General features: G+C 71.8%; 28 protein-coding genes. 12 read left to right on the plus strand and 16 right to left on the minus strand.

Features of this window, described 5'->3' with window-relative positions; genetic code table 11:
• Positions 1 to 4: 4 nt before the first annotated feature.
• Entirely contained in the window at positions 5 to 769 is a 765-nt protein-coding gene (locus FHX82_RS17255; RefSeq protein ID WP_145932995.1) for a crotonase/enoyl-CoA hydratase family protein, read from the minus strand.
• A 231-nt stretch (positions 770 to 1,000) separates the two neighbouring features.
• Positions 1,001 to 1,600 carry a hypothetical protein gene (locus FHX82_RS17260; protein WP_145932994.1) on the minus strand — a complete coding sequence of 200 codons (600 nt, stop codon included), beginning with the start codon at positions 1,598 to 1,600 and terminating at the stop codon, positions 1,001 to 1,003.
• A gap of 101 nt (positions 1,601 to 1,701) precedes the next feature.
• Between FHX82_RS17260 and FHX82_RS17265 the strand changes: the two genes are divergently transcribed.
• On the plus strand, positions 1,702 to 2,598 hold the full coding sequence (locus FHX82_RS17265; protein WP_145932993.1) for an SCO4651 family lipoprotein: 897 nt from the start codon (positions 1,702 to 1,704) through the stop codon (positions 2,596 to 2,598).
• A 10-nt stretch (positions 2,599 to 2,608) separates the two neighbouring features.
• Here FHX82_RS17265 and FHX82_RS17270 read toward each other — a convergent pair whose 3' ends face one another.
• From FHX82_RS17270 to FHX82_RS17285, 4 genes are all read right to left on the minus strand, one after another.
• Positions 2,609 to 3,247, minus strand: coding sequence for a M15 family metallopeptidase (locus FHX82_RS17270; protein ID WP_221216137.1), 639 nt, complete (start codon positions 3,245 to 3,247; stop codon positions 2,609 to 2,611).
• Between the two features lie 53 nt (positions 3,248 to 3,300).
• The gene (locus FHX82_RS17275; RefSeq protein WP_183176682.1) at positions 3,301 to 4,473 is read right to left on the minus strand and encodes an SEFIR domain-containing protein; all 1,173 of its coding nucleotides are present in this window, start codon (positions 4,471 to 4,473) and stop codon (positions 3,301 to 3,303) included.
• 123 nt (positions 4,474 to 4,596) lie between these two features.
• On the minus strand, positions 4,597 to 4,914 hold the full coding sequence (locus FHX82_RS17280; RefSeq protein WP_145932990.1) for a GNAT family N-acetyltransferase: 318 nt from the start codon (positions 4,912 to 4,914) through the stop codon (positions 4,597 to 4,599).
• A 36-nt stretch (positions 4,915 to 4,950) separates the two neighbouring features.
• Positions 4,951 to 5,466, minus strand: coding sequence for an ArsR/SmtB family transcription factor (locus FHX82_RS17285; RefSeq protein WP_145932989.1), 516 nt, complete (start codon positions 5,464 to 5,466; stop codon positions 4,951 to 4,953).
• A gap of 85 nt (positions 5,467 to 5,551) precedes the next feature.
• Between FHX82_RS17285 and FHX82_RS37015 the strand changes: the two genes are divergently transcribed.
• Together FHX82_RS37015 and FHX82_RS17290 are read left to right on the plus strand one after the other, a co-directional pair.
• Positions 5,552 to 5,872, plus strand: coding sequence for an MFS transporter (locus tag FHX82_RS37015; protein WP_229881106.1), 321 nt, complete (start codon positions 5,552 to 5,554; stop codon positions 5,870 to 5,872).
• A complete protein-coding gene (locus FHX82_RS17290; RefSeq protein ID WP_229881095.1) occupies positions 5,754 to 6,803 on the plus strand; it encodes an MFS transporter in 1,050 nt (349 codons plus the stop codon). Before FHX82_RS37015 ends, FHX82_RS17290 begins: the two co-directional genes overlap by 119 nt.
• On the opposite strand, the gene FHX82_RS17295 is transcribed toward FHX82_RS17290, so the two are convergent.
• On the minus strand, positions 6,712 to 7,212 hold the full coding sequence (locus tag FHX82_RS17295; RefSeq protein ID WP_145932988.1) for a molybdenum cofactor biosysynthesis protein: 501 nt from the start codon (positions 7,210 to 7,212) through the stop codon (positions 6,712 to 6,714). The genes FHX82_RS17290 and FHX82_RS17295 overlap by 92 nt on opposite strands.
• A 16-nt stretch (positions 7,213 to 7,228) precedes the next feature.
• Entirely contained in the window at positions 7,229 to 7,837 is a 609-nt protein-coding gene (locus FHX82_RS17300; RefSeq protein WP_145932987.1) for a LysE/ArgO family amino acid transporter, read from the minus strand.
• Positions 7,838 to 7,849: 12 nt separating this feature from the next.
• Here FHX82_RS17300 and FHX82_RS17305 point away from each other — a divergent pair, with 12 nt between their 5' ends.
• The 5 genes from FHX82_RS17305 (at position 7,850) to FHX82_RS17325 (ending at position 12,554) form a co-directional block, all read left to right on the plus strand.
• Positions 7,850 to 8,800, plus strand: coding sequence for a LysR family transcriptional regulator ArgP (locus FHX82_RS17305; RefSeq protein ID WP_145932986.1), 951 nt, complete (start codon positions 7,850 to 7,852; stop codon positions 8,798 to 8,800).
• Between the two features lie 51 nt (positions 8,801 to 8,851).
• Complete coding sequence (locus tag FHX82_RS17310) at positions 8,852 to 9,433, plus strand: winged helix-turn-helix domain-containing protein (protein ID WP_145932985.1); 582 nt, start codon at positions 8,852 to 8,854, stop codon at positions 9,431 to 9,433.
• 10 nt (positions 9,434 to 9,443) lie between these two features.
• Complete coding sequence (locus FHX82_RS17315; protein ID WP_186382233.1) at positions 9,444 to 9,605, plus strand: hypothetical protein; 162 nt, start codon at positions 9,444 to 9,446, stop codon at positions 9,603 to 9,605.
• A gap of 188 nt (positions 9,606 to 9,793) precedes the next feature.
• Positions 9,794 to 11,158 carry a condensation domain-containing protein gene (locus FHX82_RS17320; protein WP_183176683.1) on the plus strand — a complete coding sequence of 455 codons (1,365 nt, stop codon included), beginning with the start codon at positions 9,794 to 9,796 and terminating at the stop codon, positions 11,156 to 11,158.
• Between the two features lie 16 nt (positions 11,159 to 11,174).
• The gene (locus FHX82_RS17325; RefSeq protein ID WP_145932982.1) at positions 11,175 to 12,554 is read left to right on the plus strand and encodes a condensation domain-containing protein; all 1,380 of its coding nucleotides are present in this window, start codon (positions 11,175 to 11,177) and stop codon (positions 12,552 to 12,554) included.
• A gap of 13 nt (positions 12,555 to 12,567) precedes the next feature.
• Here the strand turns inward: FHX82_RS17325 and FHX82_RS17330 are convergent, their stop codons facing one another.
• The gene (locus FHX82_RS17330) at positions 12,568 to 13,800 is read right to left on the minus strand and encodes an acetyl-CoA hydrolase/transferase family protein (protein ID WP_145932981.1); all 1,233 of its coding nucleotides are present in this window, start codon (positions 13,798 to 13,800) and stop codon (positions 12,568 to 12,570) included.
• Positions 13,801 to 13,809: 9 nt separating this feature from the next.
• Complete coding sequence (locus FHX82_RS17335; protein WP_145932980.1) at positions 13,810 to 14,976, minus strand: amidohydrolase; 1,167 nt, start codon at positions 14,974 to 14,976, stop codon at positions 13,810 to 13,812.
• A gap of 62 nt (positions 14,977 to 15,038) precedes the next feature.
• Here FHX82_RS17335 and FHX82_RS17340 point away from each other — a divergent pair, with 62 nt between their 5' ends.
• Positions 15,039 to 16,493, plus strand: coding sequence for an aminotransferase class I/II-fold pyridoxal phosphate-dependent enzyme (locus FHX82_RS17340; protein WP_145932979.1), 1,455 nt, complete (start codon positions 15,039 to 15,041; stop codon positions 16,491 to 16,493).
• Here FHX82_RS17340 and FHX82_RS17345 read toward each other — a convergent pair.
• Complete coding sequence (locus FHX82_RS17345) at positions 16,474 to 16,899, minus strand: 2'-5' RNA ligase family protein (RefSeq protein ID WP_145932978.1); 426 nt, start codon at positions 16,897 to 16,899, stop codon at positions 16,474 to 16,476. The two genes, FHX82_RS17340 and FHX82_RS17345, sit on opposite strands and share 20 nt — an antisense overlap.
• A gap of 166 nt (positions 16,900 to 17,065) precedes the next feature.
• On the opposite strand from FHX82_RS17345, the gene FHX82_RS17350 reads away from it, so the two are divergent.
• Positions 17,066 to 17,398, plus strand: coding sequence for a hypothetical protein (locus tag FHX82_RS17350; RefSeq protein WP_145932977.1), 333 nt, complete (start codon positions 17,066 to 17,068; stop codon positions 17,396 to 17,398).
• A gap of 601 nt (positions 17,399 to 17,999) precedes the next feature.
• Here FHX82_RS17350 and FHX82_RS17355 read toward each other — a convergent pair.
• The 5 genes from FHX82_RS17355 to FHX82_RS17375 form a co-directional block, all read right to left on the minus strand.
• The gene (locus FHX82_RS17355) at positions 18,000 to 19,169 is read right to left on the minus strand and encodes an ROK family protein (protein WP_145932976.1); all 1,170 of its coding nucleotides are present in this window, start codon (positions 19,167 to 19,169) and stop codon (positions 18,000 to 18,002) included.
• 4 nt (positions 19,170 to 19,173) lie between these two features.
• Entirely contained in the window at positions 19,174 to 20,349 is a 1,176-nt protein-coding gene (gene xylA, locus FHX82_RS17360) for a xylose isomerase (RefSeq protein WP_145932975.1), read from the minus strand.
• Positions 20,350 to 20,424: 75 nt separating this feature from the next.
• Positions 20,425 to 21,030 carry a hypothetical protein gene (locus tag FHX82_RS17365; protein WP_183176684.1) on the minus strand — a complete coding sequence of 202 codons (606 nt, stop codon included), beginning with the start codon at positions 21,028 to 21,030 and terminating at the stop codon, positions 20,425 to 20,427.
• 54 nt (positions 21,031 to 21,084) lie between these two features.
• On the minus strand, positions 21,085 to 22,299 hold the full coding sequence (locus FHX82_RS17370) for an MFS transporter (protein WP_145932974.1): 1,215 nt from the start codon (positions 22,297 to 22,299) through the stop codon (positions 21,085 to 21,087).
• Positions 22,300 to 22,465: 166 nt separating this feature from the next.
• Positions 22,466 to 22,852 (minus strand): ribonuclease domain-containing protein, encoded by a 387-nt coding sequence (locus FHX82_RS17375; RefSeq protein ID WP_145932973.1) that lies wholly within the window; start codon positions 22,850 to 22,852, stop codon positions 22,466 to 22,468.
• A 187-nt stretch (positions 22,853 to 23,039) separates the two neighbouring features.
• On the opposite strand from FHX82_RS17375, the gene sfnG reads away from it, so the two are divergent.
• Both sfnG and FHX82_RS17385 read left to right on the plus strand, forming a co-directional pair.
• Entirely contained in the window at positions 23,040 to 24,182 is a 1,143-nt protein-coding gene (sfnG, locus tag FHX82_RS17380; protein ID WP_145932972.1) for a dimethylsulfone monooxygenase SfnG, read from the plus strand.
• Positions 24,179 to 25,363: an acyl-CoA dehydrogenase family protein gene (locus FHX82_RS17385; RefSeq protein WP_145932971.1), complete on the plus strand. Its 1,185-nt coding sequence runs from the start codon at positions 24,179 to 24,181 to the stop codon at positions 25,361 to 25,363. The genes sfnG and FHX82_RS17385 overlap by 4 nt, the downstream gene beginning before the upstream one ends.
• Positions 25,364 to 25,511 lie beyond the last annotated feature (148 nt).

Genomic DNA, 25,511 nt, shown 5'->3' on the forward strand with positions numbered 1-25,511 from the left:
TTCCTTACTCACCGCGCCACACCGGAGCGCGCTTTTCCGCGAAGGCCCGGGCGCCTTCGCGGGCGTCAGCCGATTCAAACACAGGACGGACCAGTGCCTGCTGCGCAGTGAAAGCCTCGTCACTGCGCCAGTCCGCGGAACGCGTGATGATCTCCTTGCTCACCTGGACCGCGAGCGGGGCGTTGGCGGTGATCCGCTCCGCGAGCGCGAGCGCGCCGTCGAGTGCTTCGCCGGGGGCGACGAGGCGGTTGACCAGGCCGTACCGGTGGGCCTCGGGCGCGGGGAAGAAGTCGCCGGTCAGCGCGTACTCCATCGCGATCTGCCGCGGGATGCGCTGCGGCAGCCGCAGCAGGCCGCCCGCGCCCGCGACGAGCCCGCGCTTGACCTCGGGGATGCCGAACTGCGCGTCCTCGGCGGCCACCACCAGGTCGCACGCCAGCGCCAGTTCGCAGCCGCCCGCGAGCGCGTACCCCTCGACGGCGGCGATCATCGGCTTCTTCGGCGGGCGCTCGGTCATCCCGGCGAGGCCGCGGCCGGGGATCGACACGGCCTCGCCGCGCAGGAACGCCTTGAGGTCCATGCCCGCGGAGAACGTGCCGCCCTCGCCGGTCAGCACGCCCACAGCCAGGTCCCGGCGTTCGTCGAGCTGGTCCAGCGCCGCGGCGACGCCTTCGGTGACCGCGGCGTCGATCGCGTTGCGCGCCTGCGGCCGGTTGATCGTGATCACCAGCACCGGGCCGCGTTCGGTGACCCGTACTTCGTCCGGCATGGGGAGTCCTTTCGTCGGTGTGTTCGTTCCGATCTCACTCGAAGGAGTGATCCCTGTCGACGCGCGTCCCGAACCGGCGTGGCCGCCCTCTCTCTGACTGGCACAAGGTGCGGCGGCGACTTCGGCGCCGGTGTGCCTGGGCGTGCCGGGCCGAACGCGCAGCCCCCCGAGCGATCGGACCCGGCACGCCCTGCCATTCTCGCTGGTCACCGCCGTTCGCGCGGATGATCGTCAGCCGAACGGGCGGAACGGGTGCTGCTCGCCGGGCTCCTGCACCAGCCGCGCGAAGGTGTCGATCAGGACGAACGGCGGTTCCTCCGTCGCCGGCATGTGCCGGATGGCGGGATAGACCTCCTCGTCGATCATCACCGGCTGGGAGGTCTGCAGCACCGCGGGTTCGCCGTCGGCGTCGAGGGTGAGCACGACGGCAGTCCCGTCGGCCAGCCGCATGATCGTGGTGCCGAGGCTGTCGCCCTGGGGCGGCGTGAACCGCGCGCCGGTGCCCGCGTAGAGGCCGCGCAGCTCGGGGTCGAGGTGCTGCCACTGGCCCTGCGCCCCCGCCACCAGCCGCGGGTCGCCCGTCGCCACGAGCTCCTCGCGCACGGCGTCCACCACCTGCCGCACGGGCGCCTCCGGGTCGACCGGCTCGATCACCTCGTAGAGCAGGAAGCGGGTCTCGCCGGGGCCGGGTGGCAGCAGGAACAGGTGCAAGAGGGTGAAGTGCTCGTCCGCCGTCCGGGTGGTGCCGAGCAGGGTGCGCACGAGCAGCCCGCGCAACCGGGCGGCTCGTTCCTCGTCCATCGCCGCCAGGCTCGGCGCCAGGGATCGCACCCCCGCACCCTACAAAGCGCACTCTTGGTGAGGATCGTCACACCTGTTAGTGGGTCGCCCGGAACGGGGGCACTCCGTGCGGACTGGACGAAGGAGGAAACATGCGCACAGCGTTGGGGGCGGCCGCGGGAGCCGCGCTGGTGGCGGCCGGTCTGGCGGTTTCGGCCTGCTCGTCGAACGGGAACTCGACGACGACGGCGGCCCAGGAGCAGCCGGCGTCACCGGGTCAGGTGGTCGCCGCGGCGTACACCAAGACGACGGACGCCAAGACGGCGAAGACCGCGATGACGACCCAGATCACCGCCGCGGGCCAGACGGTGCCCGTCAGCGCGTCGGGTGTCATCGACTTCGCGGGCAACACGGCGCAGCTGACCGAGACCCTGCCGAACGGGGCCGGCAACGCCGAGGCCCGGTTCCTCAACGGCGTGGTGTACCAGCAGCTGCCCGCGAACCTGGGGGCAGCGCTGTCCGGCGGGAAGCCGTGGATCTCGATCGACGCCAACAAACTGGCCCAGCAGCAGTACGGGGCGTCGCTGAGCGACCTGCAGGGCCTGAACGTGTCGGACCCGAGTGACGCGCTGGGCTACCTGCGCGGCGCGGGCGACCAGGTGCGCGAGATCGGGCCGGACACCGTGGACGGCACGCCGACGAAGCACTACGACGTGACGCTGGACCTGGACAAGGCGGCGGCGGGGCGGTCGCCGCAGGCGCAGCAGGCGACCCAGCGGCTGGAGCAGCAGCTGGGCTCGCACACGCTGCCGGCGCAGGTGTGGGTCGACGACCAGGGCCGGCTGCGGAAGCTGGTGATGGACGAGAAGATCACCCCGCAGACGACCGCCGCGCAGAACGGCGCCTCGACGGGCCCGGTGACGGTCTCGATCACGGAGACGTTCTCGGACTTCGGGACGCCGGTGACCGTGACGGCGCCGCCCGCGGACCAGGTGGCGGACGTGACCGACCGGGTCCTGCAGGCGCAGGGGCAGACCGGCGGCCGGTAGTTTTCGTGAGTTACGGCCCGCTGTCCGGTTCGGGCAGCGGGCCGTAGCACGTCCGGGTGGCGCCGGTGGTGTGTGCCCAGTAGCGCTCGCCGTAGGACCAGTGCCACCACTCGGTGGGGTAGTTCACCAGGCCGGCGGCGGTGAGGGCCTCGCCCAGCAGGTCGCGGTTGCGCCGTGCCTCCGCGGAGATCTTGTCGGAGGCGGTGAAGCAAGCGCTTGCACTGCGTTCGGGATCGGCGTTGACCTCGGTGCCCATATCGAGCTCCTCACCGGTCTCGGTGACGAGCGTGAGGTCGACCGCGCCGCCGGTGCAGTGGGGCGCGACCTCGGGCGGTGACACGTACTTGCTGGCCTCGACGTGCCGGCGCTCGTCCGTCCACTCGGGATGGAGCTCGCGCAGTTCGTCGCGGTAGCCGGTGAAGTACTGCTGTTGCAGCGCGGGGGAGCGGTAGCCCTCGACGACCAGCAGCCGCAGCCCCCTGGGCAGCGAGGCCTGCGCGGCGAGCAGGCGCCGCAGGAGCCCGTCCCGCAGGAGCGGCGACATGGCGGGCGAGCGCGGCCCGAACCGCAGCCCGCCGGGAAAGACAAGGGGTTCGCCGTTCTCCCCCACAGGCACGGCGGCGATCACGGGGTCCGACAGCAGGATCATGGGCTTCATGGTGCCGCGTGGTGCTCGGCGAAGCCCAGCCTGCTTTGGCAGGACTAGCGTCGCTTCAGCCGGGAGATCAGGCGAGCGGTCAGCTCGTCCGCGATGATCTCGGGAAACCGCTGGAGGTCGTCGAACCGCACCGCTTCCTCCGGTTCGACACGGACAACCTCGGGCCCCATGTGGATACTGTGACTGCTCGATGAAGCAGCGTCGCTCAGCTTGGCGAAGGTGAGGATGCCTAGGGGATCCATTCCCACTGCGAGCGCGATCTCTTCCGGCGCGGGAAGCTCGATCTCGGCCAGCAGGGCGAGCCGCTCGACGAGTGTACGGACGAGGTCCTCCTCGTCGAGCACTCGGACGGGCGACACGGAGGGAAGGGCGAACCAGCAAGAGCGCTGCCCTGCTCGCGTCACGGCGATCCCTGCTTCGCCGAGACGCCAGTCGGTCGAGTAGGCCCACACCGCCCGGTCGGTGGAGTTCGCCTGCAGAGATTGCTCCGGGGTGAACAGGGCCTTGGTCCTGCCGAGCGCGGCGAGTTCGGGCCGGAGGGTGTCCAGCCGCCGGACGGGAAGTCGCGAGGGTGAGCCCACAGGCACCAGATGAAGTTCGACCATCGATCCCTGGGGCCGGTAGTAGTCGGTCACCAGGTCCCGTCGCCAGAGCGCCGGTGCCGGGGCAGGTAGTTCTCGCCAAACTGGTTCCCCCGCAACCGGAGCCGGTGACCGTGGTGGCAGCACCGGAGGAGAACCCAGCGGCGGGAGCACGTGGCCAGGTTGTCCCGTCAGCATCCGCAGCAGGTCCTCGGCCCCTTCGACGGTGAAGGACTCGACCGGATACCGGGTGGCGGCCTGGGGCTGGAGGAACCTCGGAATCTCCGTGACATGGTGCCCGGGCAGCAACACCGGGACGATCTTGGGCAGCCACTTCTCCCGGTCTTCCTGCAACAGGTCGCGCAACGTGGCCGCCTCCGACTGGCCGCCCCGGTTCTTGTTCGCGGAACCGTTGCCGTCTCCGATTTCGAGGTATCCGGCGGACGCGATCACCAGGATGTAGTCGGCAGCGAGCATCTCCCGGTTCGCCCACGCGTACCAGTCCTGCCGTGCCGGACCGGCCCACTGGTCGAAGGCCACGTCGATCCCACAGCTTCTCAGGAAGATCGCGAACTCGAGCACCTGCTGCTTGTGCCGCTCGGAGTCGTGGATGTACGAGAGGAACACTCTCGTCACGATCGTCCGCGTTCCTTCGGCCGAGTGCATGGTCAGAATCCTTTTGCCAGGGCCGGAAGTGCGGCCGTCCGTTGCGGAAACGGTAGCAACCGGCCCCGACAGAACGCCGTCACGCGGCCCCCGTCACTGGGTCTTCTTCACCCACTCCTCGACCTCCGGCGTGACCGGGTCGGCGACGTCGCCCTGTTCCGGGTGCTTCTCCACGAACGCGGCCACCAGCGGGCACACCGGGACGAGCCGCTTGCCGCTCGTGCGCACGTCCGCCAGTGCCTCGGTCACCAGCACGTTGCTCAGCCCGCGTCCGCCGAAGGCCGGGAAGACCTCGGTGTGGTAGACGACCCGCTGCCCGCCGCGGTCGGCGTATTGCGCGAACCCCGCCAGCTCCCCGTCGACCGTCAGCTCGTAGCGGCTCTTCTGGTCGTTCTGCTTTACCTCGTTCATCGAGTCCCTTCCGACGTCTCGTGTCCAGTGTGAGCCCTACTCGGCCAGCTGGTGCAGCACGATCAGCCCACCGTGGGCGGGGCTGCCGAGGCGCTCGCCGTCCGTCGCGACGTACTCGTCGACCACCGACTGGATGCGCCGGCCCAGTTCGGCGGCGTCGTCGGCGGACAGGTGCAGCGCGAACCGGACGAACATCCGCACCGACTCCGGGCCCGCCGCGCGCAGTTCCTCCTGCACCGCCTCGACCGGGGCGAACGCGGCCTCCGCTCCGGCCCCCGGCGGGTCGTCGAGCCACCACGAGCGGGCCTTCGCGCGGTAGGGCTTCTCCAGCGCGCCACCGGTTCCCGTCCGCACCGGCGCCGGTTCCAGCAGGCCCGCCGCCGCGAGCTGCCGCACGTGGTAGAGCACCGTGCCGGGGTCCCGGCCGAGCCGCTCGGCCAGCTGCTTGTTCGTCAGCTCCCGCTGCCAGCACAACCGCAGGATCCGCAGCCGGAGGGGATGCGCAAGCGCTTTCAGCTCGCGCTCGTTCGCGGGACGGTGCGGCAGTGCCATAGGCGCACGGTAGTCGATGGAGTTTTCTCCATCGATGTGGGATTCTCCATCAGTGGGGTTCCGGTGGCTGTGGACGTCGTCGGCGATGTCGAACCTCGCGGACGGCGTGCTGAAGGTCGGGCTGCCGCTCGTGGCGGTGGGCCAGACGCGCTCACCGGTGCTGATCGCCGGGCTGACGTTCGCGTTCACCGTGCCGTGGCTGCTGTTCGCGTTGCCCGCCGGCGCGCTCGCCGACCGCTGCGACCGCCGCCGGCGCGCTCGCCGACCGCTGCGACCGCCGCCGGCTGATGCTCGCCGCGAACCTCGTCCGGGCCGGGCTGCTCGCGGCGCTCGTGCTCGCGACGCTGTCGTCGGCCACCTCGATCTGGCTGCTCTACGTGGTCGCGTTCGGCGCGGGAACAGCTGAGACCTGTTACGACACCGCGGCGCAGGCGATCGTCCCGCAGCTGGTCGCGCCCGAACGGTTGTCGCGCGCGAACGGGCGTCTGTACGCCGCCGAGCTGACCGCCAACGAGCTTGTCGGGCCGCCGCTCGCCGGGTTCCTGGTCGCCGCGGGAGTGCTCACCGTCGTCGTGGCCCCGGCACTGCTGTGGCTGCTGGCGGTCGCGGCGCTGCTGTTCGTCCGCGGCGCCTTCCGCGTCGACGCGGGAAAACCGCGAGTCGCCGAGGGCCTGCGGTTCGTGTGGCGGCACCGGGTTCTGCGGACGTTCACGGTGGTGGTCGGGGTGTTCAACTTCGCCAGCAGCGGCACGCAGGCGATCCTCGTCCTGTACGTCGTGGGGCCGGGCTCGGTGCTGGGGCTGGATGAGCGGGCCTACGGCTGGCTCGTCACCGCGCCTGCCGCCGGCAGCCTGCTCGGTGCGGTCTTGGCCGAACGCGTGGAACGCCGTTTCGGCCGTGCCCGTCCGTTGCTCGTCTCCTTCGGCTGCGCCGCGGCCACGCTCGCCGTGCCCGCGTTCGCGCCCGATCCCTTCGCGATCGCCGCGGCGTACTTCCTTTGTGGCGCAACGCTGATCATCGCCAACGTCGTCACCGTCTCGCTGCGGCAGACCCTCGCGCCCGCGGAGTTGCTGGGGCGCGTCGGCAGCTCGCACCGGCTCGTCGCCTACGGGACCAAACCCCTGGGCGCGCTCGCGGCCGGTGCGCTGGCACCGGCGCTCGGGTTGCGCGGCACCTTCGCCGTGCTGGGGTTGCTCGCCCTCGCCGCCTCGGCGCCGCTCCTGCGGCTGCGCGAGGACGAACTCCTCAGCCCACCTCCAGTTTCGCCGCCCCCAGGCGCAGGACGCCGTCGTCCAGCGGGGTGCACCGGACGCCGCCGTGGCCGCGGAGGGCCTTGAACGCGCCGGGGGCCAGGACGGCGTCCATCCACGCGCACGGGTGAGCCGGGCGGTGCGCCTGGAAACGCACCGGGCCGTCGCCGGAGTCGAGGCTGAACACCGCGCCCGCCTGCCCGCGCCGCGCGGCGAGGTCGTCGACCGGGAAGCCGCGCAGCACGATGTTGCGCCGCGCCAGCAACGGGTCCGGCCGGCCCAGCCCGTCCAGCGACTCGGCGGCGAACACGGTCACCGCCGCGGTGCGGTGCGCGGGGCGGTTGAAAAAGCGGTCTCCGACCAGGCCGAGACCCGCGCGCACGGTCACGGACTCGACACCGGCACCCGCGGGATCGGGGCGCGGCCCGTCCGCCGGGCGGCCCTCGAAGGCGTGCACCGGCGAGACGAGCAGCGCCACGATCTCGACCTCGGCCACCTCCCCACGGTACGGCTCAGGCGGTGGCCAGCAGCGTGCCGCCGACGGTGAGCATCGTCGCCGCGACCAGCCCGTCCAGCAGCCGCCACGACGACGGGCGCGAGAAGAACCCGGTGAGCAGGCGCGCGCCGAAACCGATCGCCACGAACCAGCACAGGCTCGCCAGCGCCGCGCCCAGGCCGAACTCCCAGCGCAGGCTCCCGTGCGTCGCGGCGACGGACCCGAGCAGCAGCACGGTGTCGAGGTAGACGTTCGGGTTGAGCCAGGTCATCGTCAGGCATGTCAGCGCGGCCCGGCGGCCGGACACCGCCGTACCGACGGTGGTCAGTGCGGCGGGTCGGAACAACCGGCGCGCGGCCAGCAGCCCGTAGCAGATCAGGAACAGGCCGCCGACGATCCCGACCACGGTCAGCGCGGTCGGCCGCGCCCGCACGAGCGAGCCGACCCCGGCGACACCGAGCGCGATCAGGATCGCGTCCGACGCCGCGCAGATCGTGACCACCAGCGGGACCGACTCGCGGCGGATGCCCTGCCGCAGCACGAACGCGTTCTGGGCCCCGATGACGACGATGAGCGAGAGACCGGTGCCGAACCCGGAGGCGACGGCGAGCAGAAGCGGTGGCACGCCTCCGAGGTTATGGACGGGCTTGTCAACAGTCCAGCTAAGGATTCTTACGTATCATTAGCGCTCGTGACGTTACCGCTGGATCAGGTCCGCACGTTGCTCGCCGTCGTCGACGAGGGCACCTTCGACGCGGCCGCGGCGGCGCTGCACGTCACGCCGTCCGCAGTGAGCCAGCGGGTGAAGGCGCTGGAGCAGGGCACCGGCCGGGTCCTGCTGCTGCGCACGAAACCCGTGCGGCTGACCGAATCCGGGGAGGTCGTGGTGCGGCTGGCCCGCCAGCTGGCGCAGCTGGAACGCGACGCGCGGCGGGAGCTGGGACTGGCGCACGCGGGGGAGCCGGCGACGCTGCCGATCGCGGTGAACGCGGACTCGCTGGCCACCTGGTTCCTGCCCGCGCTCACCCGCGTGCCGCCGGAGCTGCGCATCTGCTTCGAGCTGCACCGCGAGGACGAGGAGCACACGACGACGCTGCTGCGGGAGGGGCTCGTGATGGCGGCGGTGACGTCGTCGCCGGACCCGGTGCAGGGCTGCTCGGTGACCGCGCTCGGGTCGATGCGCTACCTGCCGTCGGCGAGCCCGGACTTCGCCGCCACCTGGCTGGACCGGCCACTGCGCGACGCACTCGGCGAGGTTCCGGTGGTCGTGTTCGACCGGCGCGACGGCCTGCAGGACAGGTTCGCGCGCGACCTGACCGGCCGGGACGCCGGCCCGCTGCGGCACTACGTCCCGTCGTCGGAGGGGTACGTCGACGCGGTCGCGGCGGGCATGGGGTGGGGGCTGGTGCCGAGCGCGCAGGCGGAACCGCGGCTGCGGAACGGCACGCTGGTGCTGCTCGATTCCGGACGCGTGATCGACGTGCCGCTGTACTGGCAGCAGTGGAAGCTGCACTCCCCGGCGCTGGCCGCCGCGGCGGACGCGGTGCGAGAGGCGGCACGGGAGTCGCTGACTGCTCCATCCGGATGACAACCGCAGAGGAGCATTTGCAGAGAACTCTCTGCGGTCTACGGTCCGGTCATGGCCGCTGGACCACAGCCGAGGATGGACAAGCGGATGCTGCGCGCGCTCGCGCACCCGCTCCGGCTCCGGCTGCTCGACCTGCTCCGAGCCGACGGCCCCGCCACGGCGACCGGGCTGGGGCGTCGCGTGGGGGAGAGCTCCGGCACCACCAGCTGGCACCTGCGCCAGCTCGCCGAAGCCGGGCTCGTCGTCGAGGACACCGGACGCGGCAGCAGGCGCGAACGGTGGTGGCGGGCGGCGCAGGAGCGATTGCACATGCGCGCCAAGGACTTCATCGACGACCCCGAGCTGGCGGGGCCGCTCGACGCCTACCTGCACGCCCTCGTCGAGCAGCGGTACCAGGCGGAGACCCGGTTCGTCGCCGAGCTGCCCGAATGGATCGAGGACTGGCACGACAAGGCGACCTTCAGCGACGGGCGCCTCTCGCTGACTCCGGACGAGGCGGCAGCGCTGAGCGACGAGATCCTGCAGGTCGTCGAGCGCTACCGGCGGGACCGCCGTCCCGATGACGCCACGGTGGTCTTCCACTGGGCGGCGTTCCCCCGGCGGTCCTTCCCCGGCGAAGCCGACAATGACTAGGGGGCCGACGATGGTGCACTTCCTGATGGCCGAAGCGCTGGTGCACGACCGGGAGCGGGAGCTGCGCCGGACCGCGGCGCGCCCGCGCACGACGCTCGCCGCGCGGCGGCGCCGGTTCGGCTGGAAGCTCGTCGACGTCGGGCTCAGGCTCGCGCTCAGCCCGCAGCGCTGACCACTGTGGACTCTGGGTCCAGCATCTTGACGCGATTTTGTGTGTGCGAAAGGTCACCGGGCAACGCGTTGTCAGCCTTTCGAGCGGACGGCTAGCCTTCCGCCGTACCGACGCGGCACGGGTGCCGCCGTCTCTGGCCGTTTCTGGCGTTCATCCTCCATCGTCGCAGCTCGAGTCTGGAGAGGACTGTGCAGTTCACCGAGCTTTCCGGTTATCGCGTCCGTCCCGGCGCTTGCACGGTGTTGCGTCCGTTCCTCCGGCCGGGCGGCACGAACGTGGTCGCCGACCCCCGGCCCGCGGCCTACGTCCAGGAGGCCCACCTCCGCGTCGCCCACGCCCGCCGGGCCGCGGGTGAGGCCGCGGCGTCCTGGCTCGGCACCGCCTTCGAGCTGCCCGGCCGACCCGACATCGCCGCGCTGCAACGGGCTCTGCTCGGCTGGATCGACCGGCACGAGACGCTGCGCAGCGTCCTGTCCTGCACCGAGGACGGCGTCTTCCGCAGGACGCTGCCGCCGGGTGAGGTGGGACTGGCCAGGCAGGACCTCGGCCGCTTCGACACCGGTGAGCTGGCTTCCCGGCTGGAGGACCTCTTCGACGCCGAGACCGACCCCCTCACGTGGCCTTCGTACGTCTTCGCCGTGGTGTCCCACGACGACTCGTTCACCGTCTACGTGAGCCTCGATCACTCCAATGTGGACGGATACAGCGTCCTCATGATCGCGCGGGAGGTCAGCGACCTGTACCGCGCGGAGACCTCCGGCAGTCCCGTGGCGCTCGGCTCCGTCGGCAGCTACGTCGACTTCGCCAGCGCCGAACGGCGTTCGGCGCGCCGGGTGCTCGCCGACCACCAGGCGGTCGCCGCGTGGCGGAACTTCCTGCTGTCGCACGGCGGCGAACTGCCCGCCTTCCCGGTGTCACTCGGGGCCGCGCCGCAGACCGGCACCTGCCGGATGCTGCTGGACGCCGAAGAGGCGTCCGCGCTCGAAGCCCGCAGCCGCGCGCACGGCGGCTCGTTCATGACCGGGAGCCTCGCGTGCCTGGCGCTGGCGGCCAGGGCCGAATGCGGGAGCGGGGTGTTCGGCGCGCTGATGTCGATGCACACCCGCAGCGCGGTGGAGTGGGCCGAGTCGCTGGGCTGGTACGTCGGGCTCGTGCCACTGCGCGTCGCCGTCGGCCCGGCGGATGACTTCCCGGGCGTGCTCGCCGCGGTGACCGCGCAGACCCGCGCGGCGAAGACCATGGCGGCGATCCCGTTCGAGCGCATCGCCGAACTGCTCGGCCGCGACCTCACGCCCCGTTTCGTACTGTCCTACATGGACCTGCGCCGGGTGCCGGGCGCCGACCGGTGGGCCGACTGGAAGGCCGCCGCGTTGCGCTCGCGCAGCCCGCACGCGGACGAGGTCTACCTGTGGCTGATCCGGTCGCACGAAGGACTGCGGCTTTCCGCGCGGTATCCGGACACCCCGGCGGCGCGGACCGTGCTGGCGCGTTACTTCGACCGCGTGGCCGGGGTGCTGCGCGCGTCCGCGCCCGTGCCGCAGCCGGCCGGATGAGGAAGGGGACGCACCGATGCTGATGACGACGATCACCGGCTACCGGCCCGAGCCCGGCAGGCTGGTGGAGTTCCGGGCGACGGCGGCGGCCGACCGGGTCACCGGGGAACCGCTGTCGTACCTGCAGGAGAACCACGTGCGGCGGCTGCTGGCGAACCGGGCGGCGGGCCGGGCGCAGTCGCCGTGGCTGGCGACGGTGTTCGACCTGCCGGGGGAGTTCCGGCCGGACGCGATGACGGCGGCGCTGGAGAAGTGGCTCGAACGGCATCCGAGCCTGCTCACGTACTTCTCCCTCGGCGACGGTGGGCTGCGGCGGCACACCGTGGTCCCGGCGGGCCTGGAAACCGTTGCGGTGGGCGAGGTCGCGGACATTCCCGGCTACCTGCACGAGCGGTTCGACGAGGGCACGGATCCCCTGAGCTGGCCGCCGTTCGTCGCGGGCGCGATCGTGCGCGAGGACAGTGCGACGGTCTACTACGCCGTGGACCACAGCCACACCGACGGCTATTCGGTGATGCTGGTGTTCGCGGAGCTGCGAGCGCTGTACGAGGCCGAAGTGACGGGCATTCCGGCGGTGCTGCCCGAAGTAGGATCCTATGTGGACGCTTGTGTGCAGGAGCGCGCGCTGGCCGCGGAGCTGACGCTGGAGTCGCCGGAAGCGCGTCAGTGGCTGGACTTCTGGCTTTCCGGGCCGCCGCCCGCGTTTCCGCTGGAGCTCGACGTCGAGCCGGGACGGTTCTACTCCAGCGCCGCGCTGGACGCCGACGTGTTCGACGCGGCCGAGGCGGAGCGGTTTTCCCGCGCCTGCAAGGAAAATGGGGCGGGTTTCTCAGCGGGATGGCTGACGGCGCTGGCGATCACGGCGTACGAGCTGGCCGGGGTGGAGCAGCATCGCGGGCTGGCGGTGGTGCACACGCGGGACGAGCCGCGGTGGCAGTCGGCGCAGGGCTGGTTCATCAACCTGGGGCCGGTGGCGTTCCCGGTGGCGGGGCGCGAGTTCGGGTCGGTGGTGGCCGGCGCGCAGGCGGCGTTCGACCGGGCGCAGAGCCTGGCGCGGGTGTCGCTGCTGCGGGTCGCGGAGCTGCTGCCGGGCCTGGACCCGCAGGGGGACGCGGCCGCCGTGCCGCCGATGGTGTCCTATTTGGACATGCGGCACGCGCCGGGCGCACGGGAGTGGGCGTCGTCGAACGTGACGGCGCTGGTGGGCCCCGGCCAGACGGCGGACGTATCGATGTGGCTGAACCGCCTCGCCGAGCGGACGTACCTGAAGGCGCAGTACCCGGACACACCGGCAGCGCGCACGGCGGTGCCCCGGTACGTGACGCACCTGGTGGAGGTGCTGCGCGAGATCGCCCGCACAGGCGGTTACCGGCTCAAGCACCCGGCGTGGTTGTGAGCCTGGAAACCGCTCACCGCAGCGGAAAACCCAGTGCCCGCCCGCCTTCGCGGAGTTCCTCCCGGGCGTCCGGGTGGGCGACGTGGTCCACGATCTCCTGCGCCTGGCTCACGGCGTCCCGGCCCCAGATCGTCGCCGTGCCCTGTTCGCTCACGATGTAGCTGTGCTGGAACGACGTGACCGGGCCGGTGAGGCGCGGCACCACCGTCGACACGTCCGCCTTCGGGTGCCACGACGGCAGCGCGATGATCGCGTGCCCGCCCGGTGAATGCAGCGCCCCGACGACGAAGTCCGTCTGCCCGCCGAAGCCCGAGTACACCACCCCGCGCACGCGCCCGGCGTTCGCCTGCGCGTAGAGATCCACCTGCAGCGCGCTGTTGACCGAAACGAGCGCCGGCTGCCGCGCGATCAGGCCCGGATCGTTCGTCTTCTCCGTGCGCAGCATCCGCACCCGCGGGTTGCGGTCGACCCAGTCGTACAGCTCGGCGCTGCCGAACACGAACGAAGCCGTCACCGGCACCGACGGATCCAGCGCACCGGCTTTCTCCAGCGCCGGCACACCGTCGCTGAACATCTCCGACCACACCTTCAGCCCGCGCCGTCCGGTGAGCGCGGCCAGCGTCGCGTCCGGCACCGCGCCGATGCCGAGCTGCAGCGTCGCCCCGTCGGGCACCAGCTCCGCCACCCGCGCACCGATCCGCGCCGACACCTCACCGGGAGGACGCGGGACCGGGCTCGCCAGCGGTTCGTCGACCTCGACGGCGTAGTCGACCTCGTCCAGCGTCAGCACGGCGTCGCCGAAGGTGTAGGGCATCCGCGGGTTCACCTGCGCCACCACGAGACCGCCGCGCGCCCGCACCGCCTCCACGGCGGCGGGCAGGAGGTTCACCTCGGTGCCGAGCGAAACCGTGCCGTCGCGGGGCACGGACGTGTGCAGCAGCACCACATCGGGCGGCAGCGTTTCCTTGAGCAGCTGCGGAACCAGCGACAGCCGCGACGGGAAGTACCGCAGCCCGGGCTTCCCGCGCATCCCCGGGCCGACGAACGGTGTCTCCAGCGTGACTCCGTCGCGGTCCGGGATGCCGCGCTGCGCGTTGAGCATGAAGAGCCGGTACTCGCCGACGGCCGAGTCGAGGATCGCGAGGGTGCGCGCCGGGGTCGCGAAGTTGCCCGCCGCCACCACCCGCGGCACCCCGGGCACCCCGGCGAGGGTCGCGGCCAGCTGGGACTCGGAGATCGTGCGCACGTCCCATTCTTACCGCTCGGCGGCGGCGCGCCGGTGGAACTCCGCCCAGGCGGCGTCGTGGGCGCCGGTCAGCACGTCCACCGCCGTCCTGGCGAGGGCCTTAGCCGCCGCGAGCAGCACCGTCCGGCCGCGTTCGCTCGCCGCGGCGGCCGCGAACTCCGGCGTGTGGTCCGACTGCTCCGGGCCGGTGATCGCGACGAACGGGTGAATCGCGGGCAGGCTCGTGCTGATGTTGCCGATGTCCGACGAGCCCAGGAACACCCCCGGCTCCGGCTCGGTCATCGGGATCCCCAGCTCCCCGAGGTGCCTGCCGAACGCGTCCGACAACACCGTGTTGTTGCGGAAGTGCGCGTACCCCTCCCGCGGCCGCTCGACCGACACCGTCGTGCCCGTGGCCCGCGCGACGCCCTCGGCGGCCTCCCGCACCTGCTCGGCCAGGCGGTCCAGCGCCGCCGTCGTCAGGCCGCGCAGTCCGAACCGGCCCTCGGCGAGGTCCGGCACGATGTTCGTCGCCTCGCCACCCTGGGTGATGATGCCCTGCACGTGCGATCCGGGCGGCAGGCGCCGCTGCAGCACGGCCAGCACGGTGAACAACTGGATCAACGCGGCCAGCGCGTCGATGCCCTCCGTCGGGTTCCCCGTCGGATGCGCGGCGCGGCCGTGGAAGGTGACCGTCAGCTCGGCCTGCGCGGTCAGCGGCGCCCACGACCAGCTGTGCACCCCGGGGTGGAACATCAGCGCCGCGTCGACGCCGTCGAACACCCCGGCCGCCAGCTCCAGCACCTTCCCGCCGCCGCCCTCCTCGGCCGGCGTCCCGACGGCGAGCACCGTGCCCGGCACGTCCGCCTGGCGGGTCGCGAGCGCGGCGCCGAGGGAGGCCGCCGCGATGAGGTTGTGCCCGCACGCGTGCCCGAGCCCCGGCAGCGCGTCGTACTCCAGCAGCAGCGCGACACGCGGCTCGCCGGTTCCGGCGCGGCCCGCGAAAGCCGTCGGCAGGCCCGCGATCCCGCGGTCCACGGCGAACCCGCCCTGCAGGAGCTCCTCGGACAGCCGCGCGGCCGCGCGGTGCTCGTCGAACGCCAGCTCCGGATCGCGGTGCAGGGTCAGCGCCACGTCCCACAGCCGCTCCGCCAGCCCGTCGACCGCCTCGTCCACCCGTGCGTACCAGTCAGCCATGGCCTCCGGCTACCCCCGCCGCCGCGGTTTGATCCACTGCCTCCGCGGGCATTTCCCCGGGTATGGACCACAGTCGTGCACCGGTGCTGGAAGCGTTGCGGGCGTTCCAGGAGGGCGGGTTCGTCCCGTTCAACCCGCCCGGGCACAAGCAGGGCCGCGGCGTCGAAAAGCGGGTGCTGGACACGGTCGGGGAAAGCGTCTTCACCTCCGACGTGATCTCCGTGAACGGCCTCGACGACCGCCTCTCGCGCCTCGGCGTGCTGTCGGAGGCGCAGGAGCTGATGGCCGACGCCGTCGGCGCCGAGCACACTTTCTTCTCCACCTGCGGCAGCTCACTGTCGGTCAAGAGCGCGATGCTGGCCGTCGCGGGGCCGCACGAGAAGCTGCTCGTCGCGCGGCACGCCCACAAGTCGGTCATCGCCGGGCTCATCGTCAGCGGCGTGCAGCCGGTGTGGGTCGACCCGCGCTGGGACGCCGAACGCCACCTGTCGCATCCGCCCGGCGTGGACGAGGTGCGCGCGGCGTTCGAGTCCGAACCGGACGCCAAGGGCCTGCTGCTCGTCACCCCCACCGACTACGGCACGTGCGGGGACATCAAGGCGATCGCGGACCTGTGCCACGAGCGGGACCGGACGCTGATCGTGGACGAGGCGTGGGGCGCGCACCTGCCCTTCCACGACGACCTGCCGCCGTGGGCGATGAACGCGGCCGCGGACCTGTGCGTCACGAGCGTGCACAAGATGGGCTCGGCCGTCGAGCAGAGCTCCGTGTTCCACCTGCAGGGCGACCGCGTCGACCCGGCCGTGCTCAAGGCACGCGAGGACCTGCTCGGCACCACCAGCGCCTCGTCGCTGGTGTACGCGACGCTCGACGGCTGGCGGCGGCAGATGGTGCAGCACGGCGACGAGCTGCTGAGCGCCGCGCTACGGCTGGTGCGGTCGGTGCGGGCGCGGATCGGCGAGCTGGACGGGCTCGCGGTGATGGGGGAGGAGTTCCGTGAGCACGCGAGCTCCTACGACCCGCTGAAGGTGGTAGTCGACGTGTCCGGCCTCGGCATCAGCGGCTACCAGGCGACGGACTGGCTGCGGGAGCACCGCCACGTCACCGTCGGGCTGTCGGACCACCGGCGGCTCGTCGCGCAGTTCACGTACGCCGACCGCGAGGAGACCGCGACCGCACTCGTCGACGCGCTGGAGGCGCTGGTCGCGGCGGCGGAGCGGCTGCCCGAGCCGAAGCCGGTCGACCTCCCGACGCCGGACGAGCTGCGGCTGCACACCGCGATGCTGCCGCGTGACGCGTTCTTCGGCCCCGCCGAGCAGGTACCGGCGGAACAGGCGGCCGGGCGGGTCGCGGCGGAGATGCTGACCCCGTACCCGCCCGGCGCCCCGGCCGTGGTGCCCGGCGAGGTGCTGACCAAGGACGTGTTGTCCTACCTGCGTTCCGGCCTGGCGGCGGGGATGTCGGTGCCGGACGCGGCGGACTCGTCGCTGGAGACCATCAGGGTGGTGGCGCGCTGACCGGACGCCAGCCGGTGGCGGTGTTTTCGACGAACAGCGGCCCGACGACCTCGCTCCGCACGGGCAGCAGGTCCCGCACGAGCGCGGTGATTTCGTCCGCGCGGGCGCCGAGGGCCAGCGTCACGTGGGCGGCGGGTGCCTCGCCGTAACGGCCGCCGTACGGGGTCGCGCGGGGGAAGGCGTCCCGCAAGCGGGCGAGCACGGGGTCCAGCTCCGGGACGGCGAGCCCGACGAACCCGTCCTCGCCGGTGAGAATCTCCTCGCAGGTGACGACGGGAGGCAGGGCCGATGTCAACCGGGTGACTTCGGCGACGGCTTCCGGCGGCGGCCCGGGGTACAGCAGCGAGACGTGCGCCGGCAGTGCTCTGACCAGCGAGGGAGCGTGTGCGCGGACGGCGTCGAGCACGGGTTCGGCGCCGGGGAGCAGGACGACGATCGCGGTGGGAATCGGAGCTTCCTTCCCTCGTTCCGGGCAGGGTGTCGTATCAATGGGTATCGGTTAGGTGACGTTACGTGTCCGCCGGGTTCGTCCGGTCTTACCGTGGAGTATGACCCAGAACTCGTCTTTGGCAGTGCTTCGTCAAGCCGAGTTGAACCAGCTGCTGATGGAGGTCCGTCGTCGTCAGGTCGACCCGGACGTGCTGGTCACGGAGCTGGATCTGCTCGGGGACGAGCTGTTTTCGCGCCGCGTGAGCCCCGCCGAGCGGCGGCGTTCGCTGGCGCTGGTGATCCTCGGGATCCTGACCGGGATCCTGCTCGTGGGCGTGCTCGCGCTGGCGTTGCTGAGCCAGCCCATTCCCGACCTGCTGTCCGGCCTCGCGGGCAGCGGACTGGGCGCGATCGCGGGCATCCTGACGTCCTCGCCCGCCACGGCGGACAGCCCGAAGGCGGGGAGCCCGGTGTAGGCGTGGAGTGCTGGGGTCGGCCAGCGGGCCGGGTCGGCGAGGGGGCATGCGGCGCCGGGGTTCCTTGTGGTGCTTCGGTGTCCGGCGGGTCCGGCGGGCGGGCACCGGCAGGGCGCTCAGTCCAGTCAGTGGGCCGGGTCGGCGAGGGTGTGCGGTGCCCGGGGCGGGGATGTGTTGTGGCGCTTGGGTGTGGCGGTCCGGCGGGCAGGAGGCGCCGCCACCGGTGGGGCGCTCAGCCCAGCCCATGGGCCGGGTTGGCGAGGGTGCGGAAGGCGGTGCCCGGGGCCGGGGTGCGTTGTGGCCCTTCGGGATTCGGCGGGTCCGGCAGGCAGAAAGCGCCGCCACCGGTGGGGCGCTCAGCCCAGCCCATGGGCCGGGTTGGCGAGGGTGTGGGATGCGGTGCCCCGGGCGGGGATCGTTGTGGCCCTTCGGGATTCGGCGGGTCCGGCAGGCAGGAGGCGCCGCCACCGGTGGGGCGCTCAGCCCAGCCCATGGGCCGGGTTGGCGAGGGTGTGGGATGCGGTGCCCCGGGCGGGGATCGTTGTGGCCCTTCGGGATTCGGCGGGTCCGGCAGGCAGAAAGCGCGCCACCGGCGGGGCGCTCAACCCAGCCAGCGGGCCGGGTCCGCCAGCAGACCCGCCAGTTCCCGGAACGCCGCGCCCGTCGCGCCGGGGGCCGGGATGGCCTGGGCCGCTTCGATCTTCGGCGGGGTCCAGCGGGCGGACAGCACCCGGGTCCGCAGCTGCTCCTCCAGGTCGTCGCGCAGCAAATCAGCCAGGTGGGCCAGGTGCCCGCCGAGGACGACGGTCGGGATGTCGAGCACGTTCACCACCCCCGCGAGCGCCACCCCGAGTGCCCGCGCGCCCGTGGCGACCGCCGCCAGCGCACGCTCGTCCCCGGCCGCCGCCCGGGCCGCCAATTCCGCCGGGTGCGCCAGGCCCGCCACCGCGAGCAGCGCGTCGCGACCGGCGTACGTCTCCAGGCAGCCCGTCGACCCGCACCGGCACTCCGGGCCCGCCGGGTCGACCGTCACGTGCCCGATCTCGCCCGCCCAGCCGTGCCGCCCCGCCATCACGCGACCGCCGAGCACCGCCGCCCCGCCGATGCCGATCTCACCCGAAAGGTAGATGAAGTCCGGAAAGGCGCCGGGCCGCCCCGGCGCCGTCTCCGCCACCGTGTGCGCCGCGAGGCTCGCCTCGTTGTCCACGTGCAGGCCCAGCCCCTCGGGCACCGCACCCCGCAACAACGGCTCCGGCCGCACGTCCGACCAGCCGAGGTTCGGCGCCCTCAGCAACAACCCTGTCTCCGTCGCCACCAGGCCGGGCAGCGCGAGCCCCGCCCCGGTCAGCGTCACCTCCCGGGGCAGGCCGTCGAGCACCTCGCGGCACAGCCGCCCCAGCCGCGCGAGCGTCGAAGCCGGGTCGCTGCCCACGAAGTCGTCCTGTTCGAGCGCCTCGCCCACCACGTGCCCCCGCAGGTCGAGCACGCGCACCGCGAGGAACCCCGCGTTCACCTGCAGGCCGAGCGCGGCGAAGCGCGCGCCCGGCACGAGCGGGGTGGCGGGACGGCCGCGGCCGGCGGCGGCCGGCTCGGTCTCGGCCAGCACACCGCCCGCCACGAGCTCGTCGACGAGGCGGGACGCCGTCGCCCTGGTCATCGACGTGGCGGCGGCGACGTCCGCCCGGGACGGCGGGAGCGCCGCCGCGCACACGGTACGAGCGACGAGGCCGAGGTTCGTGGCCCGCAACGTCGACTGCCGCGCACTCGTCACCGGCTCACCCTATGAGGTGTTCGAGCGCGAGGTTCTGCAGCCGGACGAACCCGAAGTCGCGCTCGGCGGCCTTCTCCGGGTCGAAGTCGTCGTCGGTGGCGAGGAACGCTTCGACGCTTTCGCCCGGCGCGAGCGTCGGCGTCGCCAGGTCGTACACGCCCGCATACGTCATCGCTTCCCGCACCCGCGGGTCCGCCCGGAACGCCTTCGCCTTGTCCGCCAGCATCAGGTACGTCGACATGCAGGCGCGCGCGGATTCCCAGACACCGTCGAGGAACTCGGTGCGCGAGGGCTTGTAGTCGAAGTGCCGCGGACCGGTGTAGCGGGGGCCGTCGGGGTAGCCGGGGAAGCCGTTCTCGATCAGGTCGACGGTGAAGAACGCGGAGATCAGGTCGCCGTGCCCGAACACGAGGTCCTGGTCGTACTTGAGGCCGCGCTGCCCGTTGAGGTCGATGTGGAAGAGCTTGCCGCTCCACAGCGCCTGCCCGAGCGCGTGCGTGTAGTTCAGGTTCGCCATCTGCTCGTGCCCGGTCTCGGGGTTGAGGCCGACGATGTCACCGTGCTCCAGCTGCGCGATCAGCGCGAGCGCGTGCCCGACGGTCGGCAGGAAGATGTCGCCGCGCGGCTCGTTCGGCTTCGGCTCCAGGCCGATGCGCAGGCCGTAGCCCTGCGACTTGATGTATCCGGCGACGGTGTCGAGGCCCTCCTTGTAGCGCTCGAACGCGGCGTAGACGTCCTTCGAGCCGTCGTACTCCGCGCCCTCGCGCCCGCCCCACATGACGAACGTCGTGGCGCCCATGTCGGCGGCGAGGTCGACCGCGCGCAGGATCTTGCGCAGCCCGAACCGCCGGACGGCGCGGTCGTTCGAGGTCAGCCCGCCGTCCTTGAACACGGGGTGGCTGAAAGTGTTGGTGGTGACCATCTCGATGACGAGCCCGGCCTTGTCGGCGGCGTCCTTGAGCCGCCCGCTGATGCGACGGCGCGTGGCGTCGTCGGCGTCGAACGGGAAGACGTCGTTGTCGTGGAAGGTGATTCCCCACGCGCCCAGCTCGGCGAGCTTGTCGGAGTACTCCCACGGGTCGAGTGCGGGGCGGCTGGGGCCGCCGAAGGGGTCGGTACCGGTCCAGCCGACGGTCCACAGGCCGAACGAGAACTTGTCTTCAGGGGTGGGCGACCGCATCGTTGCTCCTCCATTTTGTTTTTCCATGTAACTTATTCGCGGACGCGGAGGAGCGTCAAGGGGGCCAGCCCGGGTTCAGCGGCGGACGACTCCCACGATCGAGCCGATCAGGGCGATCACGCCGCTGAAGAGGAAGAAGTAGTACCCGACGGACGTGCTGTCCGGGTTCGCCTCGCCGCCGGTCAGCCAGAACACCGCGCCCAGGACCATGAGCACCGACAGGACGAGCGCGATCGCGCCGAGCGGCCGGTGGCTGCGCATCGGCACGAACATCACCGCGCCGAGCAGGAGCGCCAGCGCGCCGCCGACGAGGACCGTCCACACGCCGATCTGGATCAGCGTGCTCTCGCTCGCGCTCGCCCCGAGGGCGCTCGCCTGCCCCGCGAGCTCGGCGATGTCCATGCCGTTGACGTGGACGTTCGAGAAGGAGGAGTCGATCCACGGCAGGAAGAACTGCAGCACCCCGAACAACCCGCCGAGGTCGAGCAGCACCCCGGCGAAGATGTTCGGCCGCGACGGCGTCTGCGGCGCGCCCCACTGGCCCTGCGGACCGTACGGGCCGTACCCGTACTGCGTGGGCTGGCCGTACTGCGGCGGCTGCTGCCCGTACTGGGGCTGCTGCCCGTAGGGCTGGCCGTACTGGTTCTGGTTCCACTGCGGCGGCTGGTTCGGATACGTCACGGTGACCCCCCTCGGAAACGGTACCCAGCGGATCGTACTGCTCCGGACCGACAGTCAGGCGCGGCTCGGCTCGGTGGTTCCGCCGAGCGTGAAGCCCCGCACCAGCAGCACGGCGACCCCGGCCAGCACGATCTGCGCCACGCCCGAAACCACGAACGTCGCGCTCGCGCTGCCCGCCAGCCGGGTCAGCGCGCCACCGAGCAGGGCGCCCACGGGCACCGCGCCCCACACCACCGTGCGCCACGCGCCCAGCACCCGGCCGAGCAGCTCGCCGGGCACCAGCGCGTGCCGGGCCGTGGCGAGCACGACGTTGACCGCCACCACGGCCGCGGCGAACAACCCGAAGCCCAGCGCCCCCGCGAGCACGTCGCGCACCAGGCCCATCGCGAGGAACCCGAGCCCGCCGGCCAGGATTCCGCACAGCAGCACCGGAACGCGGCCGGTCCGCCGCACCAGCCACGGGGTCGCGGCGGCACCGGCCAGCCCGCCGAGCCCGCCGACGAAGCTGAACACGCCGAACGCCGCGTCGCTCAGCCCCAGGTCCTCCAGCGCGTAGAGCACGAGCTGCGCCTGCGCGAGCTCACTCGTCACGCTGATCAGCCCGGCGATCAGCACCAGGCGCAGCAGCAGCGGGTTGCGCGCGAGCCAGCGCAGGCCGTCGGCGAGGTCGGTGCGCAGTTTGACCGCGGCGGCGGGCGTGCTCGGGCGGAAACCGCCCGCGAGTCCGAGCAGCAGCGCCGCCGCGATGGCGAACCCCGCCGAGCTGAGCAGGAACGGCAGCAGCGCGAACAGGGCGAACGTGGCACTGCCGACCGGTCCGCCGAGGAACGTCTGCCCCAGGATCTCCGCGGCCTGGAACCGGCTGTTGGCCCCTTCGAGCCGGTCCCGCTCGACGACGGCGGGGATCACGGCGTTCGCCGCGCTCTCGGCGACCGTCTCGGCCGCGCCCAGCAGCAGGGCGGCGAGGTAGACGAGCCAGATGGACAGCGTGCCGGTGCCGACCAGCACCGCCGTGAGCAGGACGACCACGGCCCGCACGAGGTTCGCCAGCACCATCGCGCGGCGCCGGTCGACGCGGTCCACCAGCGCACCCGCGACGGTGCCCACCAGCAGCCACGGCACGAACTGGGTCGCCGACAACGCGCCGATCTGGACCGGGTCACGGGTGAGCGTGGTGGCCAGCAGGGGGAAGGCGACCTTGCCGATGCCGTCCGCGAGGTTGCCGGTGCCCGCCGAACCGAGCAGCCACCAGACCCCTCGACCGGACAACGATCATCCCCAGCAGTGGACAACTTTTGGTGATCGTGTCATCACGGTCCGTCGGAGTCCAGCCGAACGGCGCAGGATCCGCTGGTCGAAGGACCCGGACAGTGCTGGATGGAGTAACCCGGCGGGCGGGAGACGCCGTGCCCGGAGTCTCCCGCCCGGTCCGGTTTCACACGATGCGGTAGAAGTTCACGTAGTGGTCGGGGGTGTACCACACGACGCCGGTGGTCACGTCACGCACGATGCGCTCCGCGTCCCGCGAGGCGCCCTTCGCGCGCGGGTTGACGTCGTACTCGTAGAAGCTGTCGCCGGCGGGCAGCTCGCCCTCGCGGTTCTGGAACACGCCACCGGTGTAGTTGTACTGGCCGTAGGGCCACGCGTACCAGCCGGCCGAGCGCGGGAAGCCGAGCTGGCTCCAGCCGTTGTAGGCGGTCTTGGCGGCCGAGCAGCCGGACACGGTGCAGGAGCTGTAGACGCTGGCCTCGGCCGGGGTGACCAGTACCGTGGCCGACAGCGCGAACAGCAGGCCGAACACCGACAGGAACTTTCGCAGCACGAGTGAACCTCCGGGAGACGGGGGAACAGGGCGCCCCCATCATCGGCGGCGGATTTTGCCCTGATCAAGCCGTGCCGGGTGAACTTCCGACGAAAGTTCTGCCGCGGGCGGCGGCCACTGTCCCGCCTGGATTTCAGATCGTGGACGACTTTGACCGCCATTCGGCGTCGTTGCTCTACTCCTTTCCGTGGCCGACAACCAATCCCTTTCCCGAGAACCGCTGAAATTCGCCTACTGGGTCCCGAACGTGAGTGGCGGGCTCGTCACGAGCAAGATCGAACAACGCACCGACTGGGGTTACGAGTACAACAAGGAACTCGCCGTCCTCGCCGAGCGCAACGGTTTCGAGTACGCCCTCACGCAGGTCCGCTACACCGCCAGCTACGGCGCCGCCTACCAGCACGAGTCCACCGGCTTCAGCCTCGCGCTCCTGCTGGCGACGCAACGGCTCAAGGTCATCGCGGCGATCCACCCCGGACTGTGGCATCCGGGTGTGCTCGCGAAGTTCGTCGCGAGCGCCGACGTGCTCTCCGGCGGCCGTGCCGCGGTGAACGTGGTGAGCGGCTGGTTCAAGGACGAGTTCACGAACCTGGGCGAACCGTGGCTCGAACACGACGAACGCTACCGCCGTTCCGAGGAGTTCATCCGCGTGCTGCGGGAACTGTGGACCAGCGACTCCGCCGAGTTCCGCGGGGACTTCTACCGCATCCACGACTTCGACATCAAGCCCAAACCGGAAACCGGGCCCGGCCGTCCGCATCCCGAGATCTTCCAGGGCGGCAACTCCACCGCGGCGCGCAAGCTCGCCGGGCGCGTGTCCGACTGGTACTTCAGCAACGGCAAGGACTTCGACGGGTTCACCGAGCAGGTCGAGGAGGTGCGGGGCTACGCCGCGGAGAACGGACGGACCGTCCGGTTCGGACTGAACGGGTTCGTCATCGCCCGCGAATCCGAGCGCGAGGCGAAGGACGTGCTGCGGGAGATCGTGGAGAAGGCCGACACCGAGGCCGTCGAAGGGTTCCGCGGCGCCGTCCAGCAGGCGGGAAGGTCCACTTCGGACAAGAAGGGCATGTGGGCCGATTCGGAGTTCCAGGACCTGGTGCAGTACAACGACGGGTTCCGCACTGGCCTGATCGGTACACCCGAGCAGATCGCCGACCGCGCGATCGAGTACAAGCGCCGCGGCGCGAACCTGCTGCTGCTGGGTTTCCTGCACTACCTGGAAGACGTCGAGTACTTCGGCAGGCACGTGCTGCCGGTGATCCGTGAGAAGGAACAGGAGCTGGACCGCAGCTCCGCCACCCCCGAGCCGATTGGGAGCCTGTCATGACCACCACCGAGGACTGGATCCGCACCGCGCGGGAGGTCGCGGCGAAGCTCGCCGTGGACGCCGTCGAGCGCGACCGGGCGAACGAGACGCCCTACCAGGAGGTCCAGCTGCTCAAGGACAGCGGGCTGGTCACGCTGCTCGGGCCCGTCGAGCACGGCGGCGGCGGGCAGACGTGGGAGACCGCGTACCGCGTGATCCGCGAGGTCGCCCGCGGCGACGGGTCGATCGGGCAGCTGCTGGGCTACCACTACCTGTGGGCGTGGGCGGCGCGCCTCGTCGCGACCGACGAGCAGATCGCCGTCGTTGAGGAGCTGTACACGCGGGACAAGCTGTTCTTCGGCGGCGCGGTCAACCCGCGGGACTCGGACCTGACCATCACCGAGGACGGCGACGAACTGGTCTACCGAGGGCACAAGTCGTTCTCCACCGGCAGCAAGGTGTCCGACCTGACCGTGCTGGAGGGCGTGCTCGAAGGCACCGGGGACCACGTCTTCGCCATCGTCCCGTCGAAGCAGGAGGGCATCGTCTTCCACGACGACTGGGACAACATCGGGCAGCGGCTCACCGAGTCCGGGAGCGTGACCATCAACGACGTGCGGGTGCCCTGGTCCAGCGCGGCCGGGTACGTCGACAAGAAGTTCCGGCCGCTGACGTACAACACGCTCAACGTGCCCACCATCCAGCTGGTGTTCACGAACTTCTACCTCGGCATCGCCCAGGGCGCGCTCGACACGGCGCTGGCGTACACGCGGGACAACACCCGGGCCTGGCCCTACGGCGGGGACAACAAGGAGTCGGCGGGCGAGGAGTGGTACATCCTCGACGGCTACGGGGACCTGCAGGCCAAGCTGTGGGCGGCGGAGGCGCTCACCGACAAGGTGGGCGCGGAGATCTCGCAGGTGCTGCACGCGCCGCGCGAGGAGCTGACGCCCGAGGCGCGCGGCGAGGTGGCGGTGCGGATCGCGGCGGCGAAGCAGCGGGTGATCGACACCGGGCTGGAGATCGGCACGCGGATCTTCGAGCTGACCGGTGCGCGGGCCAGTGCCACGAAGTACGGGCTGGACCTGTTCTGGCGCAACCTGCGCACGCACTCGCTGCACGACCCGGTGGCCTACAAGCGGCGCGAGGTCGGGGCCTACGCGCTGCTCGGCCAGCTGCCGGAGCCGACCTGGTACACGTGAGGCGAAGGCCGCGGCTGCCGGTGTCCACTGTGGACCCGGCGGCCGCGGTGCGTCACGTGGGCTGCGCCCGGAGTGCCCGATCTGCTCGGTTCGGCCGGTCTCGCCGCCGCGGGCGATGCCAAGAGTTCGCCGAACCTTCGCCGGGTGG

Origin of the sequence: Amycolatopsis bartoniae (assembly GCF_014191255.1) — a bacterium.
GTDB lineage: Bacteria > Actinomycetota > Actinomycetes > Mycobacteriales > Pseudonocardiaceae > Amycolatopsis_E > Amycolatopsis_E bartoniae.